The 20,987-nt window shown below is 44.5% G+C and carries 21 protein-coding genes, 4 tRNA genes and 1 pseudogene; 14 read left to right on the top strand and 12 right to left on the bottom strand.

The genetic code is table 11. The annotated features are described in order from the left end of the window. Positions 1–50 precede the first annotated feature (50 nt). The 10 genes from MCUP_RS03010 to glyA all read left to right on the top strand — a co-directional run bounded on the left by MCUP_RS03010 (position 51) and on the right by glyA (position 10,279). Positions 51–599 carry a hypothetical protein gene (locus MCUP_RS03010; protein ID WP_013737191.1) on the top strand — a complete coding sequence of 183 codons (549 nt, stop codon included), beginning with the start codon at positions 51–53 and terminating at the stop codon, positions 597–599. Next, positions 596–2,143 carry a hypothetical protein gene (locus MCUP_RS03005; RefSeq protein WP_013737190.1) on the top strand — a complete coding sequence of 516 codons (1,548 nt, stop codon included), beginning with the start codon at positions 596–598 and terminating at the stop codon, positions 2,141–2,143. Before MCUP_RS03010 ends, MCUP_RS03005 begins: the two co-directional genes overlap by 4 nt. Further along, the gene (locus tag MCUP_RS03000; protein ID WP_013737189.1) at positions 2,140–3,564 is read left to right on the top strand and encodes a hypothetical protein; all 1,425 of its coding nucleotides are present in this window, start codon (positions 2,140–2,142) and stop codon (positions 3,562–3,564) included. The genes MCUP_RS03005 and MCUP_RS03000 overlap by 4 nt, the downstream gene beginning before the upstream one ends. Before the next feature lie 134 nt (positions 3,565–3,698). Next, the gene (locus tag MCUP_RS02995; protein WP_013737188.1) at positions 3,699–4,136 is read left to right on the top strand and encodes a hypothetical protein; all 438 of its coding nucleotides are present in this window, start codon (positions 3,699–3,701) and stop codon (positions 4,134–4,136) included. Between the two features lie 100 nt (positions 4,137–4,236). After that, positions 4,237–4,623, top strand: coding sequence for an adenosylmethionine decarboxylase (gene speD, locus MCUP_RS02990; RefSeq protein ID WP_013737187.1), 387 nt, complete (start codon positions 4,237–4,239; stop codon positions 4,621–4,623). Positions 4,624–4,703: 80 nt separating this feature from the next. Beyond that, positions 4,704–5,750: a hydroxymethylglutaryl-CoA synthase gene (locus MCUP_RS02985; RefSeq protein WP_013737186.1), complete on the top strand. Its 1,047-nt coding sequence runs from the start codon at positions 4,704–4,706 to the stop codon at positions 5,748–5,750. A gap of 8 nt (positions 5,751–5,758) precedes the next feature. Beyond that, positions 5,759–6,841, top strand: coding sequence for a thiolase C-terminal domain-containing protein (locus tag MCUP_RS02980; RefSeq protein ID WP_013737185.1), 1,083 nt, complete (start codon positions 5,759–5,761; stop codon positions 6,839–6,841). A gap of 5 nt (positions 6,842–6,846) precedes the next feature. Further along, positions 6,847–7,254, top strand: coding sequence for a Zn-ribbon domain-containing OB-fold protein (locus MCUP_RS02975; RefSeq protein WP_013737184.1), 408 nt, complete (start codon positions 6,847–6,849; stop codon positions 7,252–7,254). Then, positions 7,241–8,473, top strand: a complete 1,233-nt coding sequence (gene hmgA, locus MCUP_RS02970; protein WP_013737183.1) for a hydroxymethylglutaryl-CoA reductase (NADPH) — start codon at positions 7,241–7,243, stop codon at positions 8,471–8,473. The genes MCUP_RS02975 and hmgA overlap by 14 nt, the downstream gene beginning before the upstream one ends. Positions 8,474–8,983: 510 nt before the next feature. Then, positions 8,984–10,279, top strand: a complete 1,296-nt coding sequence (gene glyA, locus MCUP_RS02965; RefSeq protein WP_013737182.1) for a serine hydroxymethyltransferase — start codon at positions 8,984–8,986, stop codon at positions 10,277–10,279. An 88-nt stretch (positions 10,280–10,367) separates the two neighbouring features. Here glyA and MCUP_RS02960 read toward each other — a convergent pair whose 3' ends face one another. From MCUP_RS02960 to MCUP_RS02945, 4 genes are read right to left on the bottom strand one after another with little or no spacing between them, the layout of a single operon-like run. Next, complete coding sequence (locus tag MCUP_RS02960; RefSeq protein WP_013737181.1) at positions 10,368–10,775, bottom strand: universal stress protein; 408 nt, start codon at positions 10,773–10,775, stop codon at positions 10,368–10,370. A 4-nt stretch (positions 10,776–10,779) separates the two neighbouring features. Further along, positions 10,780–11,802 carry a phosphorylating glyceraldehyde-3-phosphate dehydrogenase gene (locus tag MCUP_RS02955; protein ID WP_013737180.1) on the bottom strand — a complete coding sequence of 341 codons (1,023 nt, stop codon included), beginning with the start codon at positions 11,800–11,802 and terminating at the stop codon, positions 10,780–10,782. Beyond that, positions 11,799–13,040: a phosphoglycerate kinase gene (locus tag MCUP_RS02950; RefSeq protein WP_193363706.1), complete on the bottom strand. Its 1,242-nt coding sequence runs from the start codon at positions 13,038–13,040 to the stop codon at positions 11,799–11,801. The genes MCUP_RS02955 and MCUP_RS02950 overlap by 4 nt, the downstream gene beginning before the upstream one ends. A 42-nt stretch (positions 13,041–13,082) precedes the next feature. Beyond that, positions 13,083–13,826 (bottom strand): hypothetical protein, encoded by a 744-nt coding sequence (locus tag MCUP_RS02945; protein WP_013737178.1) that lies wholly within the window; start codon positions 13,824–13,826, stop codon positions 13,083–13,085. A gap of 64 nt (positions 13,827–13,890) precedes the next feature. Between MCUP_RS02945 and MCUP_RS02940 the strand changes: the two genes are divergently transcribed. From MCUP_RS02940 to MCUP_RS02925, 4 genes are all read left to right on the top strand, one after another. After that, positions 13,891–13,963, top strand: a tRNA-Gln gene (locus tag MCUP_RS02940). Positions 13,964–14,109: 146 nt separating this feature from the next. Continuing rightward, positions 14,110–14,182 (top strand) — tRNA-Gln (locus tag MCUP_RS02935). A gap of 231 nt (positions 14,183–14,413) precedes the next feature. Further along, positions 14,414–14,504 (top strand) — tRNA-Met (locus MCUP_RS02930). 67 nt (positions 14,505–14,571) lie between these two features. Beyond that, positions 14,572–14,661 (top strand) — tRNA-Thr (locus tag MCUP_RS02925). Here the strand turns inward: MCUP_RS02925 and ccr1 are convergent. The 8 genes and pseudogenes from ccr1 to gcvH all read right to left on the bottom strand — a co-directional run bounded on the left by ccr1 (position 14,643) and on the right by gcvH (position 20,982). Then, positions 14,643–14,780: an aCcr1 family cell cycle regulator gene (gene ccr1 / locus MCUP_RS02920; protein WP_048057707.1), complete on the bottom strand. Its 138-nt coding sequence runs from the start codon at positions 14,778–14,780 to the stop codon at positions 14,643–14,645. The two genes, MCUP_RS02925 and ccr1, sit on opposite strands and share 19 nt — an antisense overlap. Positions 14,781–14,868: 88 nt before the next feature. Then, the gene (locus MCUP_RS02915) at positions 14,869–16,002 is read right to left on the bottom strand and encodes a SufD family Fe-S cluster assembly protein (protein ID WP_013737177.1); all 1,134 of its coding nucleotides are present in this window, start codon (positions 16,000–16,002) and stop codon (positions 14,869–14,871) included. Beyond that, positions 16,003–17,442: a Fe-S cluster assembly protein SufB gene (gene sufB / locus MCUP_RS02910; RefSeq protein WP_048057706.1), complete on the bottom strand. Its 1,440-nt coding sequence runs from the start codon at positions 17,440–17,442 to the stop codon at positions 16,003–16,005. Positions 17,443–17,539: 97 nt separating this feature from the next. After that, positions 17,540–18,286 carry a Fe-S cluster assembly ATPase SufC gene (gene sufC, locus MCUP_RS02905; protein ID WP_013737175.1) on the bottom strand — a complete coding sequence of 249 codons (747 nt, stop codon included), beginning with the start codon at positions 18,284–18,286 and terminating at the stop codon, positions 17,540–17,542. A 28-nt stretch (positions 18,287–18,314) separates the two neighbouring features. Then, the gene (locus MCUP_RS02900; RefSeq protein ID WP_013737174.1) at positions 18,315–19,295 is read right to left on the bottom strand and encodes an AbrB/MazE/SpoVT family DNA-binding domain-containing protein; all 981 of its coding nucleotides are present in this window, start codon (positions 19,293–19,295) and stop codon (positions 18,315–18,317) included. Positions 19,296–19,439: 144 nt separating this feature from the next. Beyond that, the gene (locus MCUP_RS02895; protein WP_013737173.1) at positions 19,440–19,814 is read right to left on the bottom strand and encodes a hypothetical protein; all 375 of its coding nucleotides are present in this window, start codon (positions 19,812–19,814) and stop codon (positions 19,440–19,442) included. A gap of 5 nt (positions 19,815–19,819) precedes the next feature. After that, positions 19,820–20,582, bottom strand: a pseudogene (locus MCUP_RS02890) (proteasome assembly chaperone family protein). Continuing rightward, complete coding sequence (gene gcvH / locus MCUP_RS02885) at positions 20,575–20,982, bottom strand: glycine cleavage system protein GcvH (protein ID WP_013737171.1); 408 nt, start codon at positions 20,980–20,982, stop codon at positions 20,575–20,577. Before gcvH ends, MCUP_RS02890 begins: the two are co-directional and overlap by 8 nt. Between the last annotated feature and the right edge of the window lie 5 nt (positions 20,983–20,987).

Genomic DNA, 20,987 nt, shown 5'->3' with positions numbered 1-20,987 from the left:
AGCTAATTTTTATATAGACGAAAGCCGATTATAAGTTTAAGGAATCTAATATGGAGAATGTAGTTCAAGAGATTATCATGATAGCTATAATCGTCGCCATCGGTATAGCTATAATTACCTTCTCTGTTTCCGTTCTATATCCTCAAATAGTCTTGACTTCTCAGGCACAGGTTGCAAGCAACATAGCCTCAGAGACGACGCTAAGCGTTGGGCCCTTACTTACTAACGAAGGGTCGGGCAGTACGGTCGTTGAGGTTTACAATCCAGCTGAGGAAGGGAACGTCTCGATAATTGCATTTTTTGTTCCTCAAAGTTACGAAACCTCAGTATCCCTAGTAACTCCCCCATCAACTTCATCCCTTCAGGTCTACTTGCAAAACGGCAAACCTGCAGAGAGCTTGACTCTGAACAAAGTGTACGACCTAAACGGAAGGCTACTCTATGACGGAGAACTGAAAGCTTACTCCGTTCCGTTCAACTCCCCCGTAACGTTGGGCGTCTCAGGATATCAGCCAGGAGACGTTGCGGTGATCTGGGTTATGTACGGCCAGGGATACACGTTCAGAATAGGTTACACCTTCACGGGTGTTCCGTCATGAGAGCCATCTCAGTCCCCATTTTCATGATACTCATGTTCATTCTGATAGTGGCGATCTTAGTTCCCGCTTACTTAGTGATAAACTCAACCCAAATTTATTCCCAACAGGGAAGTCAACAGGCTACGGGTTATCTACAAGCTCAATCGCAAGAGGTCAATCAAGTCTTCAGAGGTAACCCAAACGTTTACTTCAACTCTAGTAATAACCCTTACCTGGAGATATTCTTCACCTCCTCTCCCTATCCTTTCAACATAACTGGAATTTATTACTTCAACGGTTCCACCTGGAAGCAGTATTTAAACAATTCGATAGTTGTAGCGGGAGATACTAACCTTCAATTACCTAGCAAGGCGTTCAATGAACCTGTATTGCTAATTTCGGGTCAGGCAAACATTTACTTCCTCAACCCCAACACCTCGATTAATACTGTAAACCTTCAGGGACCTTCAGGTAAGTTTCCGGTTTACATAGCGTCCTTCGTGATAAACGGTACGAAGTTGTTACCTGTGTCCGTGAACGTTGGGTTTGGCACCCAGAGCGCGATCACCCCTAGCGTGTTTTACGTGCTTCCAGGAACGTATCCCGTGTTAGACAACAACTACACGGTCTTCCTTCCCCAATACGGGTTGACTGGAGTTTTCCAAAACTGGACCGTAATTGGCGGGACACTCAGCTCTCCAAATTCAGTGTCCACAACCGCAACAATCTACTCTCCTACAGTCATCGTAGCTTTTTACAAAGCTTACACAAACACGTACAAAGTTTTAATTCAACCGTGGAACATACCTCTAGGACATAACGATATTTCAAATAACGGCGTAACTTTGTGTCCTCTTAATCAGACCATGAACGTTGTTGTGGATAACAAGTCGTACACTGTCGGTAGCTCTGGCATAACGTTGGATTTAACTTATGGATACCATATAATACAATTTCCTTCCTACTTTAACATCTCGTTCAATTACATAGGAGGTAATTTTAATGAACTAGAAGGAGGTCAGATTACTACCTATGAACTGAGCGGATTGTTAGCGACCAAAGGGATCAAGGTATTTAACGACGTGGTGTTCGTGAACTCTAGCGGGACGATAAAAGGTAATTATAAGCCTGTCTCTAATTATTTCCTGGTAGAAGTCAAGAACGATTTCTGTCTTCCTGCTGGATATGGATATAAAAATAGTACTCCATTTCTTGGGAACATAGCGGGACAGTTACTTGAGGTATGTGTAGGTAACACAGGACAAGTGATAGTTCTAGGTCCAACAGAAAATTTCGTTCCTGAAAAAATTTATTTCAAACAAGGAACAAGTCTTACTATAACACTTGATTATTTGCATCCGATTAATGGAATGTTTTCGATAAATAATCAAAATTATAATTCTTTAGTGTCACAACCCTATAATGTTACAGTAACGAATTCGACTTCATCAAATTATCCTTATTATCCACAACCACACCAAGGTTATTACGGAACGATTTATATAAATTCTCCCACTATAATTATTAATTATCAAGAATGGCGCTATGGAGGTCAGATACTATGACCAAATCTGGGAAAGCATTATCTAGCGCAATAGCTATCCTGATGCTCATAGTTATCGTCCTAGCAATAACTGTACCTATGGCTGCCTTCTTCATTAACAATCAGAGTTCAGCTGAGGCCGGAAACGCTTTAGTGAACAACTACATTTATTTAAAAAACTTACAGGTTAAACAGGTTGAATACGGCCACCCAGGAATATACTATAGCAACTCTTCGATCTACTTCGCTTACACTAACGGTACGTTCGTACCTCAAAGTAACGTAACTGTTACTAACATTCTCTACTTTAAGGACGGGATATGGTATAACGTCCCCGCTCATTATCCTTTAGTTATCGGAGCTTACACTAACCTTACCTTGCCTAAGCAGGTTCAGGGCCACCCAATTATTATCGTCACGTCTTTTGGAAACTTGTTCTTCTTGAGCCCAGAATCCTCCATCGGTCCCTATTCAACTTCAGGTAAGGGAGGGGTAATAATAGCCGCGGAGATATCCGAGCCCGGAAACACGATAGGCGTATCTACGAACGCAACGACCAACATTAACGGTCCATTTAAGAACTACACTACTCCAGTGGCGTTCCCAAACCAGACTGGAACTTTCTCTGTTGGAGTTCCCCAGTACGTCTTTTATGAAATGCCTAACGGATCGATCGTAACTGGAGTTTTCCACAATTGGATTGTGTCTGGGGCATTAGTTAACTCCACAAATTCGCAAGGAATAAAAGTAAACCTACAGGGAGTCCCTGCCTCACTGACTGCTAGCTACACCGCAGTAACTCAATACGTAAACTTACAGGTTAACCTCGGTAAAAATTACGGGCAGCCCATTACTATAGCGATAGATGGTATAAAACGCACAATTACAGAAAGCCAAAACTTTAAGGTGCTAGCGGGTTACGTAAACGTTACTATATACACTACTCAGTTTAACGTAACTTCGCCAAACGCGATTTATCAACATTCGTATCAAGAGAGCACTTACAACGGGAAGAGTTACTCAACAACCAGTTTCATTATCTTCATACAACCTTCTTCTACCAATCCATCAATAAATATTCAATTTATCAATTCATCTTCATATTATAAAGTGTATATAAATTATAATAATGCTACTCCTTTACCGCCTAACGTATCTAGCATTGAATACCCAATTCTATTTAGTATTGAATACCCAATTCTCTGGAAACCTGTTGAACCTTGTCCTGCTTCCTCTGTCAATTTTACGCTAGATTCCTCTGTTTATCAATACAATACAAAAATTTGGGTAAAAAATGGGACCTATATAGCTGGCGGAACAGGCCTCTTTGTTCCTGGTCCTCCTTATCCTTTTTATTTTTTTATGTATATTTTACTAACAGGCAGATTAAAACCTATTCCAATCTTACTTGGGGTCCATACGAGATCACTGCCCAGACTCTAAATGGACAAACCGTTGAAAGCGTTCAGTCTTACGCAGGAGTTGCCCTAGAGATTAACGTTAACCAGCCTCTTAACATTACAGTCTATTACGCCTATACAACTGGGTATAACCGTTTAAGCCAAGGTGGATAGGACGTGAAGGCTCAATCCGAGTTCATTGCATTCATCATCGTTGTCATATTGATAGTAGTTGTTTTGGTCCCCCTGGCGTTGTTGGTCTTAAACTTCTCACAACCCTCAGCTGAGACCACAGACAGCATAGCGATACTTCAGAGGCAGATTAACGGCGGTTCGATTCTCCTTTACTTTAACGCCACGCCCAATCCGATGCTCATAACCTTTCACGGGGGAGGAAATTACTCCCTTGAGGCGATTTTCTATCAGGCTAACGGGAGGTGGATCAACATAACCAATCAGGTCACAACTAAATCAGGAAGCCCTATTCCCGCACCCCTTAACTCCAACTTTACCTTACCCTCCTACGTCTGGGACAAAACCTTGCTTCTTGAAGTGGAGGGTTACAACGTCAGCGTCTTCGCCACCGCCTTACCTAACGAGACCGCCTTCGCTTAACACCTAAAGCGAAATGACTTGCTTTCTCCAAGGTAAAACCTCTAGTTACATTTATTAATCCTAGGTTATTTCTGTTGTATGGAGGGTACAAGAACAGGAGATGTCAGAACAGGTTACGTTCCAATCCCCTGAAGATAGAATAGTAGGGAAGCACGTTTTCGGAAACCTATACGGCTTAGATCCGAAGGATCTGAACGACGAAAAGCTTCTTAAGAACCTAGTTCTCCAAGCGGTTAAGATAGCTAACATGAACCTAGTTGAGGCAAAGTCGTGGAGCTTCGGAGGGAAGAAGGGCGGCGTGTCCGTTATAGCCCTCATAGAGGAGAGCCACATAGCGCTCCACACTTGGAACGAATACAACTACGCTACGCTCGACGTTTACACCTGCGGGGAAGACAGCGATCCTCAAGCTGCATTCAACTTCATAGTGGAATCCCTAAAGCCGAAAAGGTATCAGGTCTTCTTCGCAGACAGGAGCTCCAGTTAAGGGTTGTTTTTCGTCTTTTGTCTATAGCATTATAGACAATTACCGAAAACCTTTATAATCATGATAGATTATTCATGTAGATGCACTCAGGGATTATAGGATGGGGATCGTACGTTCCTAAATACAGAATAAAAGTCAGTGAGATAGCCTCGGTATGGGGAAAGGAGGATGGAATAGTGAAGGCTTTAGGGTTGACTGAGAAGTCGGTTCCAGCAGCAGATGAGGACTCAACGACTATGGCGATAGAGGCCTCCAAGGTTGCGCTCACCAGGGCTATGATAGACCCGGGAGAAGTTAAGATGGCGCTCTTCGGTTCCGAGTCTAAAGTTTACGCAGTCAAATCAACTTCAGCCATCTTAATTGATGCTCTGGGTCTATCCAAGTTCTCTTTAACGGCGGACTTAGAGTTCGCGTGCAGAGCTGCGTCCGCGGGCTTGAGAATGGCTTTCTCTATGGTTGAGAGCGGACAAGTTCCTTACTCGCTAGTTGTTGGCTCCGACACGGCTCAGTCCAATCCAGGAGACGTTTTGGAGTTGAGCTCTGCGGCCGCAGCGGTAGCCTTCGTTGTGGGAGGTGCTGAGCAGTCCTCAGCCATAGTTGAGGCTATGACCTCCTACGTTACCGACACTCCAGACTTCTGGAGAAGGGATGGGACGCCCTACCCTGTTCACGGGGAGAGCTTCACAGGGGAGCCGGCCTACTTCGCTCACATCTACGAGGCTGTGAACAGGTTGTTCCAGGAGACGGGCCTTAAGGTCTCGGACTTCGATTACTTTGTTTTCCACCAACCTAACGGCAAGTTCCCTTTCCAGATGGCTAAGAAACTTGGTATCCCTACTGAGAAAGTAAAACTGGGCATGGTCTCGACCTTGATAGGGAATCCGTACAACGCTTCAGCTCTCCTAGGGTTCGCTAGAGTTCTAGACGTCGCCAAACCTGGACAGAGAATACTTGTCGCTCCGTTCGGAAGCGGAGCAGGCAGCGACGCTTACAGCTTCGTGGTGACTGAGAACGTCTTGGAGAGGCAGAAATTAGCTCACCCAACTGACTACTTTATTCAGAGGAAGAAGATTGTTAACTACGCTAAGTACGCTAAGACAACGCACAAGTTCAAGGTTTACGAGTAGGTGAAAAGATGGACGTTTTCGTAACAGGGGCCTCAATGCTTAAGGTCGACAAATACTACGAGAACGGATTGTTAGACCTAGCCGTGGCATCGGTATCAGGACTTGAGGACCTACTCTCCGAAAAGAGACCGGACGCGCTGATCTTAGCGAGCGGCTACGGAGAGAGCACAGAGGAGCAGGTCCAACTAGCGGGAAAGCTTAGTAATGCTCTAGGCTACTCCGTTCCAGCTATCAGAGTGGAGAACGGTGACGCCAGTGGTGGATCTGCTGTGTTCTCGGCTTACTCTCTGGTCAAATCCGGCCTCGCTAAGTCGGTTCTAGTTGTAGGGGTGGAGAAACTTGCGGACTTCCCAGCGTCCCAACTTAACGAGATAATAGCGCGAAACTTGGATGAGGAGTTCTCCTATAGGGCCGGGGTGGTTCCTCAAGCTTACGCCGCGATAATGATGAAGCTCTACATGAAAAGGTATAACTTACCTAGGGAGTACTTCTCTGAATGGCCCTATCACATGCACAGGTACGCGGCTGAGAACAACTACGCCTTCTTGAGGTTCCCAGTGGAGAAGGATACCATACTAGAATCACAGGTTATATCCGACCCATTGAGGCTTTTCGACACCGCGGCCAGAGCTGATGGGGCTTCGGCTGTACTCATATCTAGCGATGAGGTAGCTAGGAAGGTTAGCGAGACGCCAGTTAAAATAGAGGGAGTTCGCTTCTCCTCAACCGGGATGAACCTTAGGGAGTTACTATCTGTTAGGGACGTTATGAACGAGATGAGGGATTTCCGGCCGGACTTTTATGAAGTTCACGACTCCTATAGTGTGATAGCCGCAATGATACTTGATGAACTGGGGTTAGAGAGGGGGAAGTCCCTTTACTCTTTAGATGACTTGGCTGTAAACTACTCTGGAGGGCTTAAAGCCAGAGGTTATCCAGGAGGTGCTACGGGGATATATCAGGTAGCTGAGGGCTTCATGCAGCTTACCGAATCGTTTAAAGGAAGGAGAGTCAATGGAGCCAGAAAGGGTCTAATCATATCTATGGACGAGTTAGGTACCACAGCCGTTTCTGTAGCTCTGTCGAGGTGATGCGGATGAGGATCTTACCTCCAAAAGTTTGGAGAAATAAGGATACGCACTACTCTTTAATCGCTTCAGTATGCGAGAGGTGTGGAAGCGTCTCTTTCCCAGCTAAATCCGTATGCGGCAACTGCGGTTCTTTCAGGGTTACAACTAAGAGGCTCTCTGGTAAGGGAACACTGGTCTCCTACACCCTATCCCATCAGATCAGGGTTGGTCACGAGAAGGAGGCTCCAGTATATTACGGCTTGATCAGGTTAGATGAGGGAGTCGAGATAATCGCCCCTCTTGTAGATGTGGATGAGGAACCGAAGGAGGGTACTAGGGTTGAGGCTACCATCAGGAGATTGAGGGTTGACTCCAGTAACGGTTTAATAGAATACGGGACAAAGTTTAGGCTGGTAGATGATGGACAAAATTGAGGAAGTTGTAGATAAGGTAGTGAAAGGAGAGATCGAGCTTCATAAGGTTGATGAGATATTAGACGCCAACGCGGCAATGGTAGCTAGAAGGTTAGCTATAGAGAGGATAACTGGTAAAGGATTACCTTCAATTGGCTCAACCATAATAGATTACGCTGAGATCAAAGACAGGAACGCTGAAAACGTCATTGGGGCAACTCAAATCCCACTGGGAGTGGCAGGACCGGTCCTGATTGAGGGAGATTACGCTAGAGGAGGCTTCCTTGTGCCTCTAGCTACAACAGAAGGTGCTTTGATAGCTAGCGTTAACAGAGGAATGAAGGTCCTCAGGCTCTCAGGATATGTGAAAACTAAGATAATTAGGGACGGAATGACCAGAGCGCCTGTTTTCTCGTTTGATAGCGCCATTGAGGCCTACTCTTTCTCAGCATGGGTTAAAGAGAACTTCGAAACGATCAGAAAAGTTGCTGAGAGAACGACATCTCATGGCAAACTTAAGAGTGTGGAGCCGTTTCAGCTAGGAAATAACGTATGGATAAGGTTTGAGTTCGATACAGGTGACGCTATGGGAATGAACATGGTCACGGTGGCCGCTGAAGCCGTGTCTTCTTTCCTTGAGGAAAGGTTCCCAGGCGCTCGATGCGTAGCTGTAAGCGGGAACATGTGCAGCGATAAGAAACAGTCAGTCACAAACGAACTCCTCGGTAGAGGAAAGACTGTCGTAGCTGAGGCCCTTATTCCATCGGAGGTTATTGAGAAGAACCTCAGGACGACAGCTGAGAAAATAGAGGAGACCAACCTCAAAAAGAACTGGTTGGGCGGAGCTAGAGCCGGAACTCTTTTTCAGTTTAACGCCCACTTTGCAAACGTCATAGCTGCGATATTCATAGCGACGGGACAGGATGTGGCACAGGTCGTGGAGAGCAGTACAGGCTACACGTGGGTTGAGAACAGGTCAGGGAACTTGTACATATCCGTTACGTTGCCTTCCTTAGAAGTTGGGACAGTAGGGGGTGGAACTAGGCTACCGACTCAAAGAGAAGCGCTCTCCATAATGGGGGTAGATGGCGGAGGAGATCCCCCAGGGAGTAAAGCTAGAAAGTTCGCTGAGATCGTTTCTGCAGCCGTGTTAGCCGGTGAGCTTAACCTCCTCTCAGCGCTTTCAACAAGGGAACTTGGGAAAGCTCACATGAGGCTGGGGAGGGGAATTAAGCTCTAAAAGCTTTGAGAGTTTAAGGACCGCCTCGAGGTTAAGCGTTCCCTGACGTTTAGAAGTGGATCTTCAGATGGCTGAGTTTATCGGTTAAAGTGATAGTTTCAATCGTAGACCCTTCTGAGTTAAAACTCACAGTGACGGGGATAGTTTTGGAGAAATGGAGGAAAGCCTGACAGGCCCTAACTGAAAGGGACAAGAGTTAAAGGTAGATAGAGAAGGCTTCTGAGTTAGAGCACAAAGTCCGCGCTATTGAGCCTCCTCGCCCTTCCTCCTCTTGACTAATCGGGAAGCTCATTAGCTCCTTTCGGGATTCTGCTCCTCAGATCCTATGTTATTCCCCATTAGAACGTCAAATGTCCTTACTCAGGTGCTCGTTATACTTAAATCTAGAGCGGTTGACATTTTAATATTAAAGTATTTTTTTCTATATCAACGTTTAAACCTTCCTTCATTTAAACAGTAACGGGATATAGAGCCATGAAGACTTAATTTTTTTGAGTGTAATAAAGCTACATGGACGTTCAAAAAGACCTAGAAAAGGTCATTGAGCTCACGAGGGCTCAGAACAAGTGGAGGAGAACTGAGACGTTAAACCTGATAGCTTCAGAAAACGTAATGAGCCCCTTAGCTGAAGCTCTTTACATGAGCGACTTCATGTCAAGGTATGCTGAAGGAAAGCCTTTCAAGAGATTTTACCAAGGGACGAAATACGTCGATGAAGTCGAGACCTTAGCAATGGACCTGATGAACCAGATAACCGGAAGTAAACACTGTGATCTGAGGCCGACAAGCGGAACCCTAGCTAACGCCGCGGTTTTTAGAGTGCTCGCTAGCCCAGGTGATAAGGCCCTAATAGCTCCGGTTCAGGCTGGAGCTCACGTTAGTCACACTAAATTCGGAACGCTGGGAGCCCTCGGTATTGAGCACATTGAAATGCCTTATGATGAGGGGAACATGAACGTTGATGTGGATAAGGCTGTAAAGATGATAGAGCAAGTTAAACCAAAGTTTGTTGTGCTAGGTGGTAGCCTCTATCTATTCCCCCATCCGACCAAGGAACTGAGCCCTCACGTTAGGGCTGTCAACTCAAAGTTGGTCTATGACGCCGCACACGTTTACGGTCTTATGGTAGGGAAGGTATGGAGCAATCCATTGGATGAGGGTGCGGACTTCCTCAACGTTTCTACACATAAGACCTTCCCGGGGCCTCAAGGAGGGGCTATATTCTCCAACGAGGAGGAGGAGTTTAAGAAGGTATCTAGGACGATATTCCCTTGGTTCGTAAGTAATCACCACTTACATAGATTGCCGTCAACCGCAGTGACGGCTTTAGAGATGAAGGTGTATGGAGAGGAGTACGCTAAGCAGATTACTAGGAACTCGAAGGCTTTGGCAGAGGCCTTGGCCTCTTACGGTTTCAAGGTAATTGGCGAACACTTGGGGTACACCAAGAGCCACCAAGTTGCCGTTGATGTGAAAAACTTGGGAGGTGGAACGTTCGTAGCTAAAACCTTAGAGAACGCTAACATCATAGTGAATAAGAACCTATTACCCCACGATCCGCCTGAGGCGGTGAACGATCCTAGCGGAATAAGGATAGGGGTTCAAGAGATGACTAGATACGGTATGAAAGAAGGTGATATGGAGGAGATAGCTAAGTTAATGAAAGATACACTTATCGAGAAGAAGGATATCAATGAGATGAGAAGGAAGGTGATCGAGATGAGATCTAGGTTCTTAGATCCCAAATACGCACTTAATTACGATCTCTCTAGCTACCACTCGAAGATGATACCTATGATACTTTGAGCCAAAAACTTTGATCAAGAAATCTCTCTAGACCCTAGTGGGACCCTAAATCAAAGGCCGTTTAGATCTAGAGGATCGTCACTTCTCTTCACCTAACCACAATAACGGTAACCGGTGCGTTAACTACTATAGAGAGCGCATTAGACCCCGTGTTAATATCACTGTTCGTAGTGTTACCTCTTGCACCCATTATGACGGCATCAAAGACACCTTCAGATAGGATCTTGATTATTTCGTTAGATATGCTGCTGTCCCTGGGTACGTCGGTGGTGTTGAACTCAAAGCCTATTTTATTGTCTATCTTGTTCTCGACGAGCTTCCTTATCGCCTCTTTATCCTCGCATCTATCGCACGCGTAGAACACGGTAACTCTTGAGCCGTATCTTAAACTGAAGTCTACAGCTAACTCTAACGCCCTCATACTGCTCTCAGATCCATCAACTGGCACAAGTATCCTTCTAAACCACATACTTACGGTATACGTTGGAGAACCCATCTTGTTACACCAGGTAACCTTTCCTTATTCCCATTGAGGTGTTAGTCATCTCCACTGACTTCAATCCGTCCCTAAACCCTGTGACTGCCCTGATCGCATCAATGTTCTCTGGAACCACAATCGACTCCTGATGAACCGCGTACATTAAGAACAGTTCGTTACCTTTGACTGATACGGAATCCTCAAAGACTACAGTCTCGTACAGGTCGTTTCTACTCCTTCCTATATCTCTAGCTACCTCTATTATTTCTGCAGTTGAGGTAATCTTCGATTTCCCGGACACTAGCAGAATCCTAGGGGTTGACGAAAGTGTGGATAGAACTTCTTCTCTTGTAACTTGATTCGCTAAAGTTATGTTCAACATATGAACGTGCATTAGGGTAGTAGGTGCCACTATGGCCATAGTTACAATATCCAGGTCTTTTAGAACGGTATTGACGTCTTTGGCGTGATGGCTTGGAATGGAAGCTGGATCTGGGGTTAGAGAGTTTATGGGCCCCTTCTTGACCTCTTTAGGATCCGCAGCTCTCCTAACTATTGTGGCCCTAACCTTAGTTATCTTCTCCACCCTGTTTATTGTACACAATGTCCTCAATAGACCTGTGGTGTTACAAGATACCACTCTCACGTACTTCTTATCCACAGCTTCGTCATAGTTACATAACGCTGAAAAAGAGACGTCAGCTACGTTAGCCTTCTCTCCTCCTTGGAAAATAGACTTCTTCCCTAAGGAAGAGTACACTTGCTTATATTGGGCCCCTACCCCGTTTGGCGTCGCGTCAACTATAACGTCACTGTCACGAAACATCTCCTCTATAGTTCCCATTACCTTGATGCCAGCGTCCTCAAACTCCTTAATAGACTCTTTCGGTACATATAGAGGTATACCTAAACGTTGAGCGTGATAAGCCTCATAGTTGGTCGACGTTTTGGAAACTCCGATTAAACTCATGTCTGGCTGAGCCAGAATAGCGCTCGCCACTCTCTTTCCTATAGTTCCGTAACCGTTCACTGAGACCTTCATCATTTCTTCAACATCTCCCTAAATGACATGTCTAAAGCCTCGAGGGCTGGTAGTCTCTCCCCAGCTAAGAAGAGGAGTAGGGCTCCGCCCCCCGTTGAAACGTGAACCTTAGAGTTATCAAGCGAACCGAGTCCTCCTATAAGACTTATCATATGTCCACCTCCTACTATTAAGTATCCTTGGCTCTCCAACGAGTTCATGAGTAGCGACCTGCTGGACTCCCTAAACCTTTCGTCCTCTATCACTCCCATAGGACCTCTCATGACTATTATCTTGGCATCTCTAATAAATGACGAGTATATCCCAACCGTAGTAGACCCAACGTCCTTTATCACTCCGTTAATCTTACTTGCTGGTTCCTCGTACACTTTCCCCTCCCTCTCTACCTTAAAGTCAACCGGTATCTCTATAGGTGCTCCTGAAAGCAACACTTTTCTAGCCCTAGGGACTAAGCTCAACACGCCCACCTTCTCTAAAACCTGTAGGTTCTCCTTTCCTAGATCCAGCCCCTTCGCCACTGCGAACAGCTCGGCTATTAACCCGCCCGTAAGTATTCTATCTGCCAACCTTCTCTTGACAAGGTTCTCTATTATCCTCAAGCTATCCAAAACTTTGCCTCCTCCCATTATGAAGAGCTTTGGAGACTCCTCCTCGTTAAATACCTTAGCCAAAGCTGAAACTTCCTTCTCCATAACTCTCCCAGCGCTAGACTTCAACACTAAAGGAAATCCTACTAAACTCGCCTGACTTCTATGAGCTGTCGCGAAGGCGTCGTTTATATATCCTTGGAAGAAGGGCTGCAACCTCCTTATCAAGAAGCTCTTAGAATGTTGAAGAGGCGAGGCCTCAATAAGTTCCTCCGACACGAACCTAACGTTATCAAGGAGTAGAACTGAGCCCGACTTCATGTTTTTAATTCTCTCCCTAGCGTAAGGTCCCATTACGTCTCCCACGAACTCAACTTCCATCCCTAGATACTTCTCAAGTAACTTTGAGTGCTGCTCAAGGTCAGTAAAATCGCTGTCCCCCGGCCTTCCCTGATGTGAAACTAGAACTACCCCGTTTCCCTTAGAGGTTAACTCCTTTATCGTCTCTATATGCGCTCTTATCCTAGAGTCGTCTAGGAGCTTTCCAGTTTTGGCGTCAATCGGAGAATTGATGTCTATTCTGACAAGGACCTTACTGTCAGTGAAGTTGAGATCGTCCATTGTGGGTATGTTCATGTCATTTACTTTAATCAGAATTGATCCCCATGAACATTTTAGAACTAAGGGATTAAAATTTTAACACGAAGGGTAAATAGAAAGGAAGTTATCCCAGATTAGAGGAATCAAGTACTCTCTCCTCAAGTTAAGGAGGACGATTTCAATTTCTGTCGTATGGATATCGGAGCTCTTGGTTTTCACTCTTAAGCCTAAAACGTCGTCAAGGAAATAAGAGAACGATTCCCTTATCCTAAATTCATCCAGGTTTATTTTTCTGCAGTTAAACGTTATCTTAGCTATCCTGGAATCCATAAAGTCGGTCTCGACTAAGCAAGGATCGCCATCGGTGCCTATCATTGAGTTGAAAAGGCCTTCAACCGTGTAGGGTATCTGAGAGCTTGAGACGCCCAAAGGTGGAATGAGAAGCTTGATGTCGCACTTCGACGGTCTGACCTTCCTTGCCACAAAGTTAAAATTAAAGAAAAGAAAGATCTCGTTACATAGCCTAACCTTGGCAGTCCTGATCTCCCCCAAATTACCTAGATCGTCAAACGTCTTCCTTAGGGAGTTCTGGAATAGTGCTTCTGAAACGTTCTGAAAGGTTTTAATCATACCTTTCACTGAGAAGAAGTTGGGTATTAGATTATCCTTAGAGTACTGTAACACGTAAATTTGGCTCTTCCTCAAGCCTATTTTTGATAAAGACTTTGAGATAGAATTGACAACGAATGACATGTCCTTATTAGAAGTTACAATAGCCCATTCGCCGAACCTATCCCTTTCGAATCTACGTTTCTCCTTATCCCCAAAGAACCATCGCATTCACCATTAATTAGGCAGCTACATTATAAAAACTTTAAAATCATGGTTTTATCTTACTGATGTTAGCCGGGTAGTCTAGCGGCCAAGGATCCAGGGCTCTGGCCCCTGGGACGAGGGTTCGAATCCCTCCCCGGCTAGTCCTCAAGATAGTTAAGACTGAATTTGGCTCTTTTCCAGTCCCTTACGCCTCTCCTGATCTCAACACAAGCGAAAACACGTATAAGAAGGCTAAACATGGAAATTGAGAGAAATTTTATAATATTAACAAGGATATTAGTTAGTTAGCCGGGTAGTCTAGCGGCCAAGGATCCAGGGCTTTGGCCCCTGGGACGAGGGTTCGAATCCCTCCCCGGCTAGTCCTCCTGCTGCCAGAAGTTAGATCTTGAAAATGTCGTTGTCCTAGAGCTTTAGCGTTAGTAATAGGTTTTCTATTCAGACGCTTCGTCATCGCTCTATACGTAGAGTTAAGTTTGTTAACATCATTAAGCCAAAAGAACGCTAACTGCAATTGAATAACTTTTCGTGGCTCTAAACTCTAGCTCAAGTTAAGAGGAAAACTTTTAGGCTTCACAAAGGAAAAAAGTAGTGCCGCCGTAGCTCAGCCTGGCCAGAGCGCCGGACTCATACGGATGCTGGGTCATCCGGTCGTCCGGGGTTCAAATCCCCGCGGCGGCACCATACGATTCTTTACTTGAATAACAAAGTAGTTAGCTTTTAATGGACTCTTGTTTAGTTTATATAACGTGCCGCTGTAGCTCAGCCTGGCCAGAGCGCCGGCCTTGTAAGGCCTTCCCAAGTTAGCCGGCGGTCGCGGGTTCAAATCCCGCCAGCGGCTTCCAGATACTTCCTTAACGCGTCTCTAATTATCTCGCTTCTGGGAGTCCTCTTATTTGCAGCGTAAAGATCTAGTTTTAGGAGTAGATCCTCCTCCGCCTTAAACGTGATCACTCTCATTCTCTCGGTAATACTTAATTCAAAAACAGAATTATAAGCAGGGATGTTTTCAGAGGGACCCGGACACGGAGTTGACCGAAAATGAATTTTAGTATCCCATCTTTACTAGGGCATCTTCGATTAACGTTCTGATCAACTCATTGTCGTTATCGTCCGTAAGGAAACCCCTTATTATTAGACCCTCTGCAGTCCTCTTGTCAAGCCCTCTGTTCTCAAGGTAGAATATTAGGTCCTCACTTACTTTAGAGGCAGAAGCCGAGTGCTTTGCGGTAACTATCTTCCCGGTTTTAACTTCAAGCATGGGAGCTACAACGGCCTTAGCTTCCGCCCCTATTATCAAAGCCTTACCTACTATGGTTGTAGATGAGTCAAAAGCGTTCTCCCCAATCACGGCATCGCCTCTGATTATTGTAAATGAGTTCTCTGATGCGACAGCCTTTAGCGAACCGTTACTCACGCTCTTCTTTCCCACATGATTGACGTTAGCTAACACGTTTACCCTGTTGCTCTCCACACCTAGACTTTTAGCGTTGAAGTTAGCCACGGCCTCATCCTCTAGACTTACGTGATATTCCGTGTGACCTAGGTTCTGCCCTACGGAGAAAACAGAGGAATTGATCTCCCCCTCTACTTTAGCCTTAGCGTAAGAAAAGGCGTAGGAGTTACGACTTGAGTTTATTAACGAGAAGGAGAGTGAGGAGCCCTTAGGTACGATCAGCGATATAACAGAAGAGGGCATTCCGCCCTCCATTGATTCGGAGTAATATACCAGGTCAACGTGATCCCCTTCTGGAACGTTAACCTCTATTGAGACTGGACAGAATAGCCGCCCCTTACAATGATTGTAAACAAGATATCTACCTCCTTTATCTATTGTGACCTTCTTAGATCCAGCTAGAGTGAGCGAAACCAGTTTGTGATCCTCTGGCTTAACTAAACCACAGGTTACGGATTCCCTAGGGGTAAAGCTGTAGCTATTATTATTAATGATGTAATTAGAGTATCCCTCTATAGGGATCTTCAGATCGCCTGACCCTTGTTCCTCAACCCTAAGGTTCAAGCCCTCGAAGACTGACCATTCCGTATAGTGTTTGATCGTTGGCGAATCGCTAACAACCTGATAGGGTAAAGCCAAATACTTTTGAAACAACTCCTCCCTTTCTGACCTGAAACTTAAGTTAGAAATGTACTTAAGAAAGCTCTCTTGTTCCACAACAGGCATTCAAGCCACTGCCCCAAGCTTATCTAATTCTAGTTTAATAACCTTGTTCAGCATCGTAGCGTATTCGAAAGGCAACTCCTTCATTATCTCATCAATGAAACCTAAGACAAGCATTGAAGTGGCCTCTTTCTCACCTATTCCTCGGTTCATTAGGTAGAATAGCTGATCCTCACTCATCCTGAAAGTGTGAGCTTCGTGAGCTACGTCAGCGTCATCCTCTAGAACTTGATTGTGTGGAAATGTATAAGCCTTAGTTTTCTCGTCTAACATCAGCGAGTCGCACTTTACGAATGCCTTAGCGCCCGAAGCGCCCTTGTTAACCTTGATTAATCCCCTATAGATGTTTACTCCCCCTCCGAAACCAATGTTCTTGTTAACTATCTTGCTCTTAGTGTTAGGAGCCGCGTGAATCATCTTAGATCCGCTATCCTTCCATTCGCCTTCTCCAGACGCCAGAGTGACCACTAAACTCGTTGAACTCGCGTTGGGCCCCCTCAGAATAGTAGTTGGATACACGAAGCTATACTTCGAACCTAAGGATCCCTCCACCCACTCTATGTTAGCGTTCTCGTCTGCCCACGCTCTCTTGTTATTGAAGTTTATCACGTTCTTGCTCCAGTTCTGTATGGTGGTGAACTTTATCTTAGATCCCTTCTTTGCGTAAAGCTCGACCATTCCGTCGTGGAAGGAGAACTTTCTAAGCTGTGGTGCACTACAACCCTCTATGAAGTGAAGATACGAATCCTCTTCAGTTACTATCAACGTGTGTTCGAACTGACCTTCCATCTCCTTTCCAATTATGAAGAATCCTTCAACAGGAGTAGTTATCTTAACTCCTCTAGGAACGTAAACGAAAACGCCACCGCTCCATAGGGCACCGTGTAATGCTGCGAACTTATGATCGGAGGCTGGGAAGATCTTCATGAAGTAATCTTTCATGAAATCGGGATACTTCTTTAGCGCATCCTCTGGTGGCATCATTATAACTCCTTTCTTGGTAAGCTCCTCCTTGACGTTCGAATATATAGGTTCGGATTCGAAGACAGCAACTAGACCGCCTAAGTACTTCTTTTCTGACTCTGGGATACCCAATACGTCGTAATAATCCCTGACCTCTTTAGGTATTTGATCCCAACTACTCGTCTGATCTACGTCAGGTTTAACGTAAAGTTCTAAGCTCGACACGTTCAAGGAACCTAGAAAGTCTGGTAACCAGTTAGGAGTAGGGATCTTTTCAAAGAGCTCTAATGATTTGAGCCTCAACCTCAACATCCACTCCGGCTCCCTTTTTATCTTTGAGATCTCCTCAACTGTGCTCCTGGTCAATCCGGACTCAACTATCCTCCTGTGAAATTCAGACTGATTCAGCTTCTCATACTTTGCCTCAATAGAAGCGTTAAGGATCTCGTTCATGTCTAGCGACAATTTCTCTTCCGTCATCTTTCTTACCATCTTTAACTGTGTTAAAGATAAGCTATAAGTCTTTCTATAGAGTTTTCCTACTAAATTAAAGTAGATCAAAATTAAAGTTATAAAATCAGTTTCTTGATTTAATGACCCCTTCGTAGCCCTTCTCGTCTATTAGTTTAGCTAACTCCATGCCTCCGCTTGCTATTATGGAGCCACGATAGAGAACGTGCACCTTATCGGCGTTAACGTGATCTAAGATCCTTCTATAGTGGGTTATTATAACAAAACCTGTGTTGTTTTCGGCCCTCAGTTTCTTTATTCCTTCTGCTATTACTCTCAATCCATCAACGTCAACGCCAGAATCGGGTTCGTCAAGAATTGCGAACTTAGGCTTCATGATCAACATCTGAAGTATCTCGGTCCTTTTTTTCTCTCCTCCACTGAACCCATCAAACACTCCCCTATTTAGCAGGGTTTCGTTTATCCCTACCGTCTTCACCATTTCCCTAACGCTTCCAATTATTTCCGATACGGACTTATTGGTTCCTGAAGCCCTATTATACTCAGCCACGAGAAGTGTGGACAACTTCACCCCGCTTATTTCTATTGGACTTTGGAATGCCAGGAAAAGACCTTTCTTAACTTTCTCATCGGTCTCAGCGTAAGTTATGTCCTCTCCGTCTAAGATTATTGAACCCTTAGTTATCTTGTATTTAGGGTGACCCATCAGGGCCAAGGAGAGGGTGGTCTTTCCACTACCGTTAGGACCCATCATAGCGTGAATTTCTCCAGTTTTAACCTCAAACGACACTCCTTTAAGCACTTCCTTACCTTCAACCTCAACGTGAAGGTTCTCTACTTTAAGTGTAGACATATTAAATCCACCATCTATTTATTACTTTTTAAGTTAAGTTTCTTTCTATCCAAGGCATATCCTCCAGGAAGAGGGTACAAGAGGAGTTCTCTAAAGAGGTCTCTAACAACCCCAGTATCTGTCTGACGTAGTCTACTATTGTAGAATTGTCTAGCTGAGACAAGTTTATCCTAGACTCCTTAACTAGGTTGATACCGTTTAGAACCCTTTTAGTGCTAGGGAAGAGCACGGTCATGACCACCTCGTCTAGTAGATCGTTGACCTTTTTGAGGGTATCAATTATAATCTGGGACTCCTTTTCGCTAAGTTGCAACGATCTAACGGACTCTCCAAGCTTATCCACTAGCGTTCCAACGTTTAGTAGAGTTGACATGTTGATAACTATAAGAGAGTTCCTAGTCATGCTCTTAATAGTCTCATATTTACTGCCCATGATCCTCCTCATGAGCATATAGTACAATCTCTTAAGATCTTCGTGGTTTGCCGAGGCGTCCTTTAGGTTCTCCTTTGAGATCAGTGCGATGATATCGTCGACCCTTTTCGCTATCGTGTTGAGCATTCGTCTTAATAAGGATTCTACGCCTACTTTCTCGGTGTCTAAAAGACATTCTACTTTAATTCTGTTTTCTGATACCTCAGTCACCTCAATTCCGACCATCTGTTTCGTAACCTGAATCAGATCCTCCACATCTTTAGGTGGAATCGTCTTCTTGGACTCCATGATAATCTCATCGTATCCGAGCGAGTAGAGACAAGGGATTATGCTAGGTAAAGGTTGCTTAAGTGAATCGATATCTATCCTTATCGATCTGTGAGTGTTTTCCAATTTTATCTTCTCAGCTATCAATTTAAGAGAACCGTCGTTGGAGACTTCTATAAGTATCTTATCTCCAGGCTTTACGTTCCACTTATTGATCCACTTCTTAGGTAGAGTAATGAACAAAGACGAAGAGCCAAGTTTTTGAACCTTTCTTGTCTCTATGTCCTTAGCGTTATTTAGCTCCTCCAAAACAAATCCCTTAATAAGTTATCTTAAACAGTGTTTATAAAGATGTTGCAATGCTTTTCTAAGACTTTGATAAGTCTATTTTTATTTGAAAATTTGTCAAAATATTTTGATTTTATTGATATAAATGATAAAAACAGAGTTACTCTAACTTTCCTCTTTAACTAGCTTTAGGGTTACTCTCCCTCTAACTCTAGATACCTTGACGTTACATCCCTTCAATTCGCTAGGAATTCTGATTCGAAGTTTATACTTAAGGCCATTAGAATCCACACATGAAAACTCTAGCGTTTGATCGTTAACCTTAACATAAATAGTCTCGTCCCTTAATCTAGGGACGTCCACCACATAGATGACCTCTCTTTCTTTCCAGACTTCAGTGTATAGAGGGGTCAAGTAACTCTCGTTTTCCATGACTTCCCTTATCTGCTTCGACATGGTTTCCACCATCTCCTCCATTTCTCTCATCTCGGCCTCAATGGCCTTCCTTACCATGTCCTGGAGGTCCTTATACACCGGCATGATTTTCACGCGTAACTCATTGGTTTGCCTGAAGAGTAAGTTGGTAACTCCCTTTTTGTCTGCTCCATCAGACCCTTAATCCTAGCCCTTATTTCCTCAGCCTCCTTGAGTAAGGCACTTGTATCTAACGTGAATCCCAAGTATCTACCCATTATCTCTAGGGCGACAGCCGAGGCCTCTGGATCCGGTATATCAAGGAAGGACTCAACAACTATAGCTAGGTTATCAATGTTCCTCTTAGCCGTTTCATAAAGAATTGGCGCGTAAGGTCCTGATATGTAACCCTGATCAAACCTCTGCGCGTTAGTTATACCGCTCAGGCTGGACGCTAGGTTCTTAGAGTTAGCGATCCAATAAGCGTTAGGTTTATCTATATCTAGTCTATTAGGAATAGGTAACCCGGTGATGGAAATTATTGTTTGAACTCCGTAACGTATTGCGTAATCTGTAATGAACTTAGCTAGGTTATAGGAGGAATTAACGGGTATCGCGGTCCAAGAGTGAACTACTATCAAGTTTAAGTCCTTTCCGTAATAGAGACGAAGTGGAGATTTGGCTACGCCTTCGTCTACGTGGAGAATTGGGGGGGAGGAATTTCCTTGAGAAAATCTGGCCATACTCCTTAACTAAACCCTTAGATATCATGAACTCAGTAGCTATTTCGCCTACCAAGCCTGCGTCAGGGATTCCTACAATTATATATGAAGGCTTCCTTAAGTCCGGAATGAACTCTTCGTTTAGTTCAAAATCGTCCTCCAATTTAATCACCCTTAATCTTGTTAACATATGATCCTGAAGAAAGAAGCTTTTTGGTCTCGTCCACGTTACTCATTTTGACCTTAAACAGCCATCCCCTACCGTAGGGGTCTTTGTTTATCAACTCTGGAGCAGAAATTAAGTCCTCATTAACCTCTATTATCTCCCCAGATACTGGTGAATATATGTCGGCCGCCGCTTTAACGGACTCTACAACCGCCACCGCCTCTCCTGAGCTTACACGTTGTCCTCTCTTTGGTAGATCAACCCCAACGATGTCCCTCAGCTTTTTCTGAGCGTAGTCTGTTATTCCGATGGTGGCTGTATAGTCGTCTACCTTAACCCACTCATCGCTCTCGGTATAGTATAAACCGTCTCTCACTATGTATTTTCCAACTTTGATCTCGCCCAATCCAG

It is taken from the genome of Metallosphaera cuprina Ar-4, from assembly GCF_000204925.1.
GTDB lineage: Archaea > Thermoproteota > Thermoprotei_A > Sulfolobales > Sulfolobaceae > Metallosphaera > Metallosphaera cuprina.
This window is presented reverse-complemented; position numbering and strand designations above follow the sequence as displayed.

Bases quoted from the DNA above. Each gene is read 5' to 3' on its own strand.
- MCUP_RS03010 (WP_013737191.1), top strand. From the start codon at position 51: ATGGAGAATGTAGTTCAAGAGATTATCATGATAGCTATAATCGTCGCC.
- MCUP_RS03005 (WP_013737190.1), top strand. From the start codon at position 596: ATGAGAGCCATCTCAGTCCCCATTTTCATGATACTCATGTTCATTCTG.
- MCUP_RS03000 (WP_013737189.1), top strand. From the start codon at position 2,140: ATGACCAAATCTGGGAAAGCATTATCTAGCGCAATAGCTATCCTGATG.
- speD (WP_013737187.1), top strand. From the start codon at position 4,237: ATGTCAGAACAGGTTACGTTCCAATCCCCTGAAGATAGAATAGTAGGG.
- MCUP_RS02985 (WP_013737186.1), top strand. From the start codon at position 4,704: ATGCACTCAGGGATTATAGGATGGGGATCGTACGTTCCTAAATACAGA.
- MCUP_RS02980 (WP_013737185.1), top strand. From the start codon at position 5,759: ATGGACGTTTTCGTAACAGGGGCCTCAATGCTTAAGGTCGACAAATAC.
- MCUP_RS02975 (WP_013737184.1), top strand. From the start codon at position 6,847: ATGAGGATCTTACCTCCAAAAGTTTGGAGAAATAAGGATACGCACTAC.
- hmgA (WP_013737183.1), top strand. From the start codon at position 7,241: ATGGACAAAATTGAGGAAGTTGTAGATAAGGTAGTGAAAGGAGAGATC.
- glyA (WP_013737182.1), top strand. From the start codon at position 8,984: ATGGACGTTCAAAAAGACCTAGAAAAGGTCATTGAGCTCACGAGGGCT.
- MCUP_RS02960 (WP_013737181.1), bottom strand. From the start codon at position 10,775: ATGGGTTCTCCAACGTATACCGTAAGTATGTGGTTTAGAAGGATACTT.
- MCUP_RS02955 (WP_013737180.1), bottom strand. From the start codon at position 11,802: ATGATGAAGGTCTCAGTGAACGGTTACGGAACTATAGGAAAGAGAGTG.
- MCUP_RS02945 (WP_013737178.1), bottom strand. From the start codon at position 13,826: ATGCGATGGTTCTTTGGGGATAAGGAGAAACGTAGATTCGAAAGGGAT.
- ccr1 (WP_048057707.1), bottom strand. From the start codon at position 14,780: ATGAGAGTGATCACGTTTAAGGCGGAGGAGGATCTACTCCTAAAACTA.
- MCUP_RS02915 (WP_013737177.1), bottom strand. From the start codon at position 16,002: ATGCCTGTTGTGGAACAAGAGAGCTTTCTTAAGTACATTTCTAACTTA.
- sufB (WP_048057706.1), bottom strand. From the start codon at position 17,442: ATGACGGAAGAGAAATTGTCGCTAGACATGAACGAGATCCTTAACGCT.
- sufC (WP_013737175.1), bottom strand. From the start codon at position 18,286: ATGTCTACACTTAAAGTAGAGAACCTTCACGTTGAGGTTGAAGGTAAG.
- MCUP_RS02895 (WP_013737173.1), bottom strand. From the start codon at position 19,814: ATGCCGGTGTATAAGGACCTCCAGGACATGGTAAGGAAGGCCATTGAG.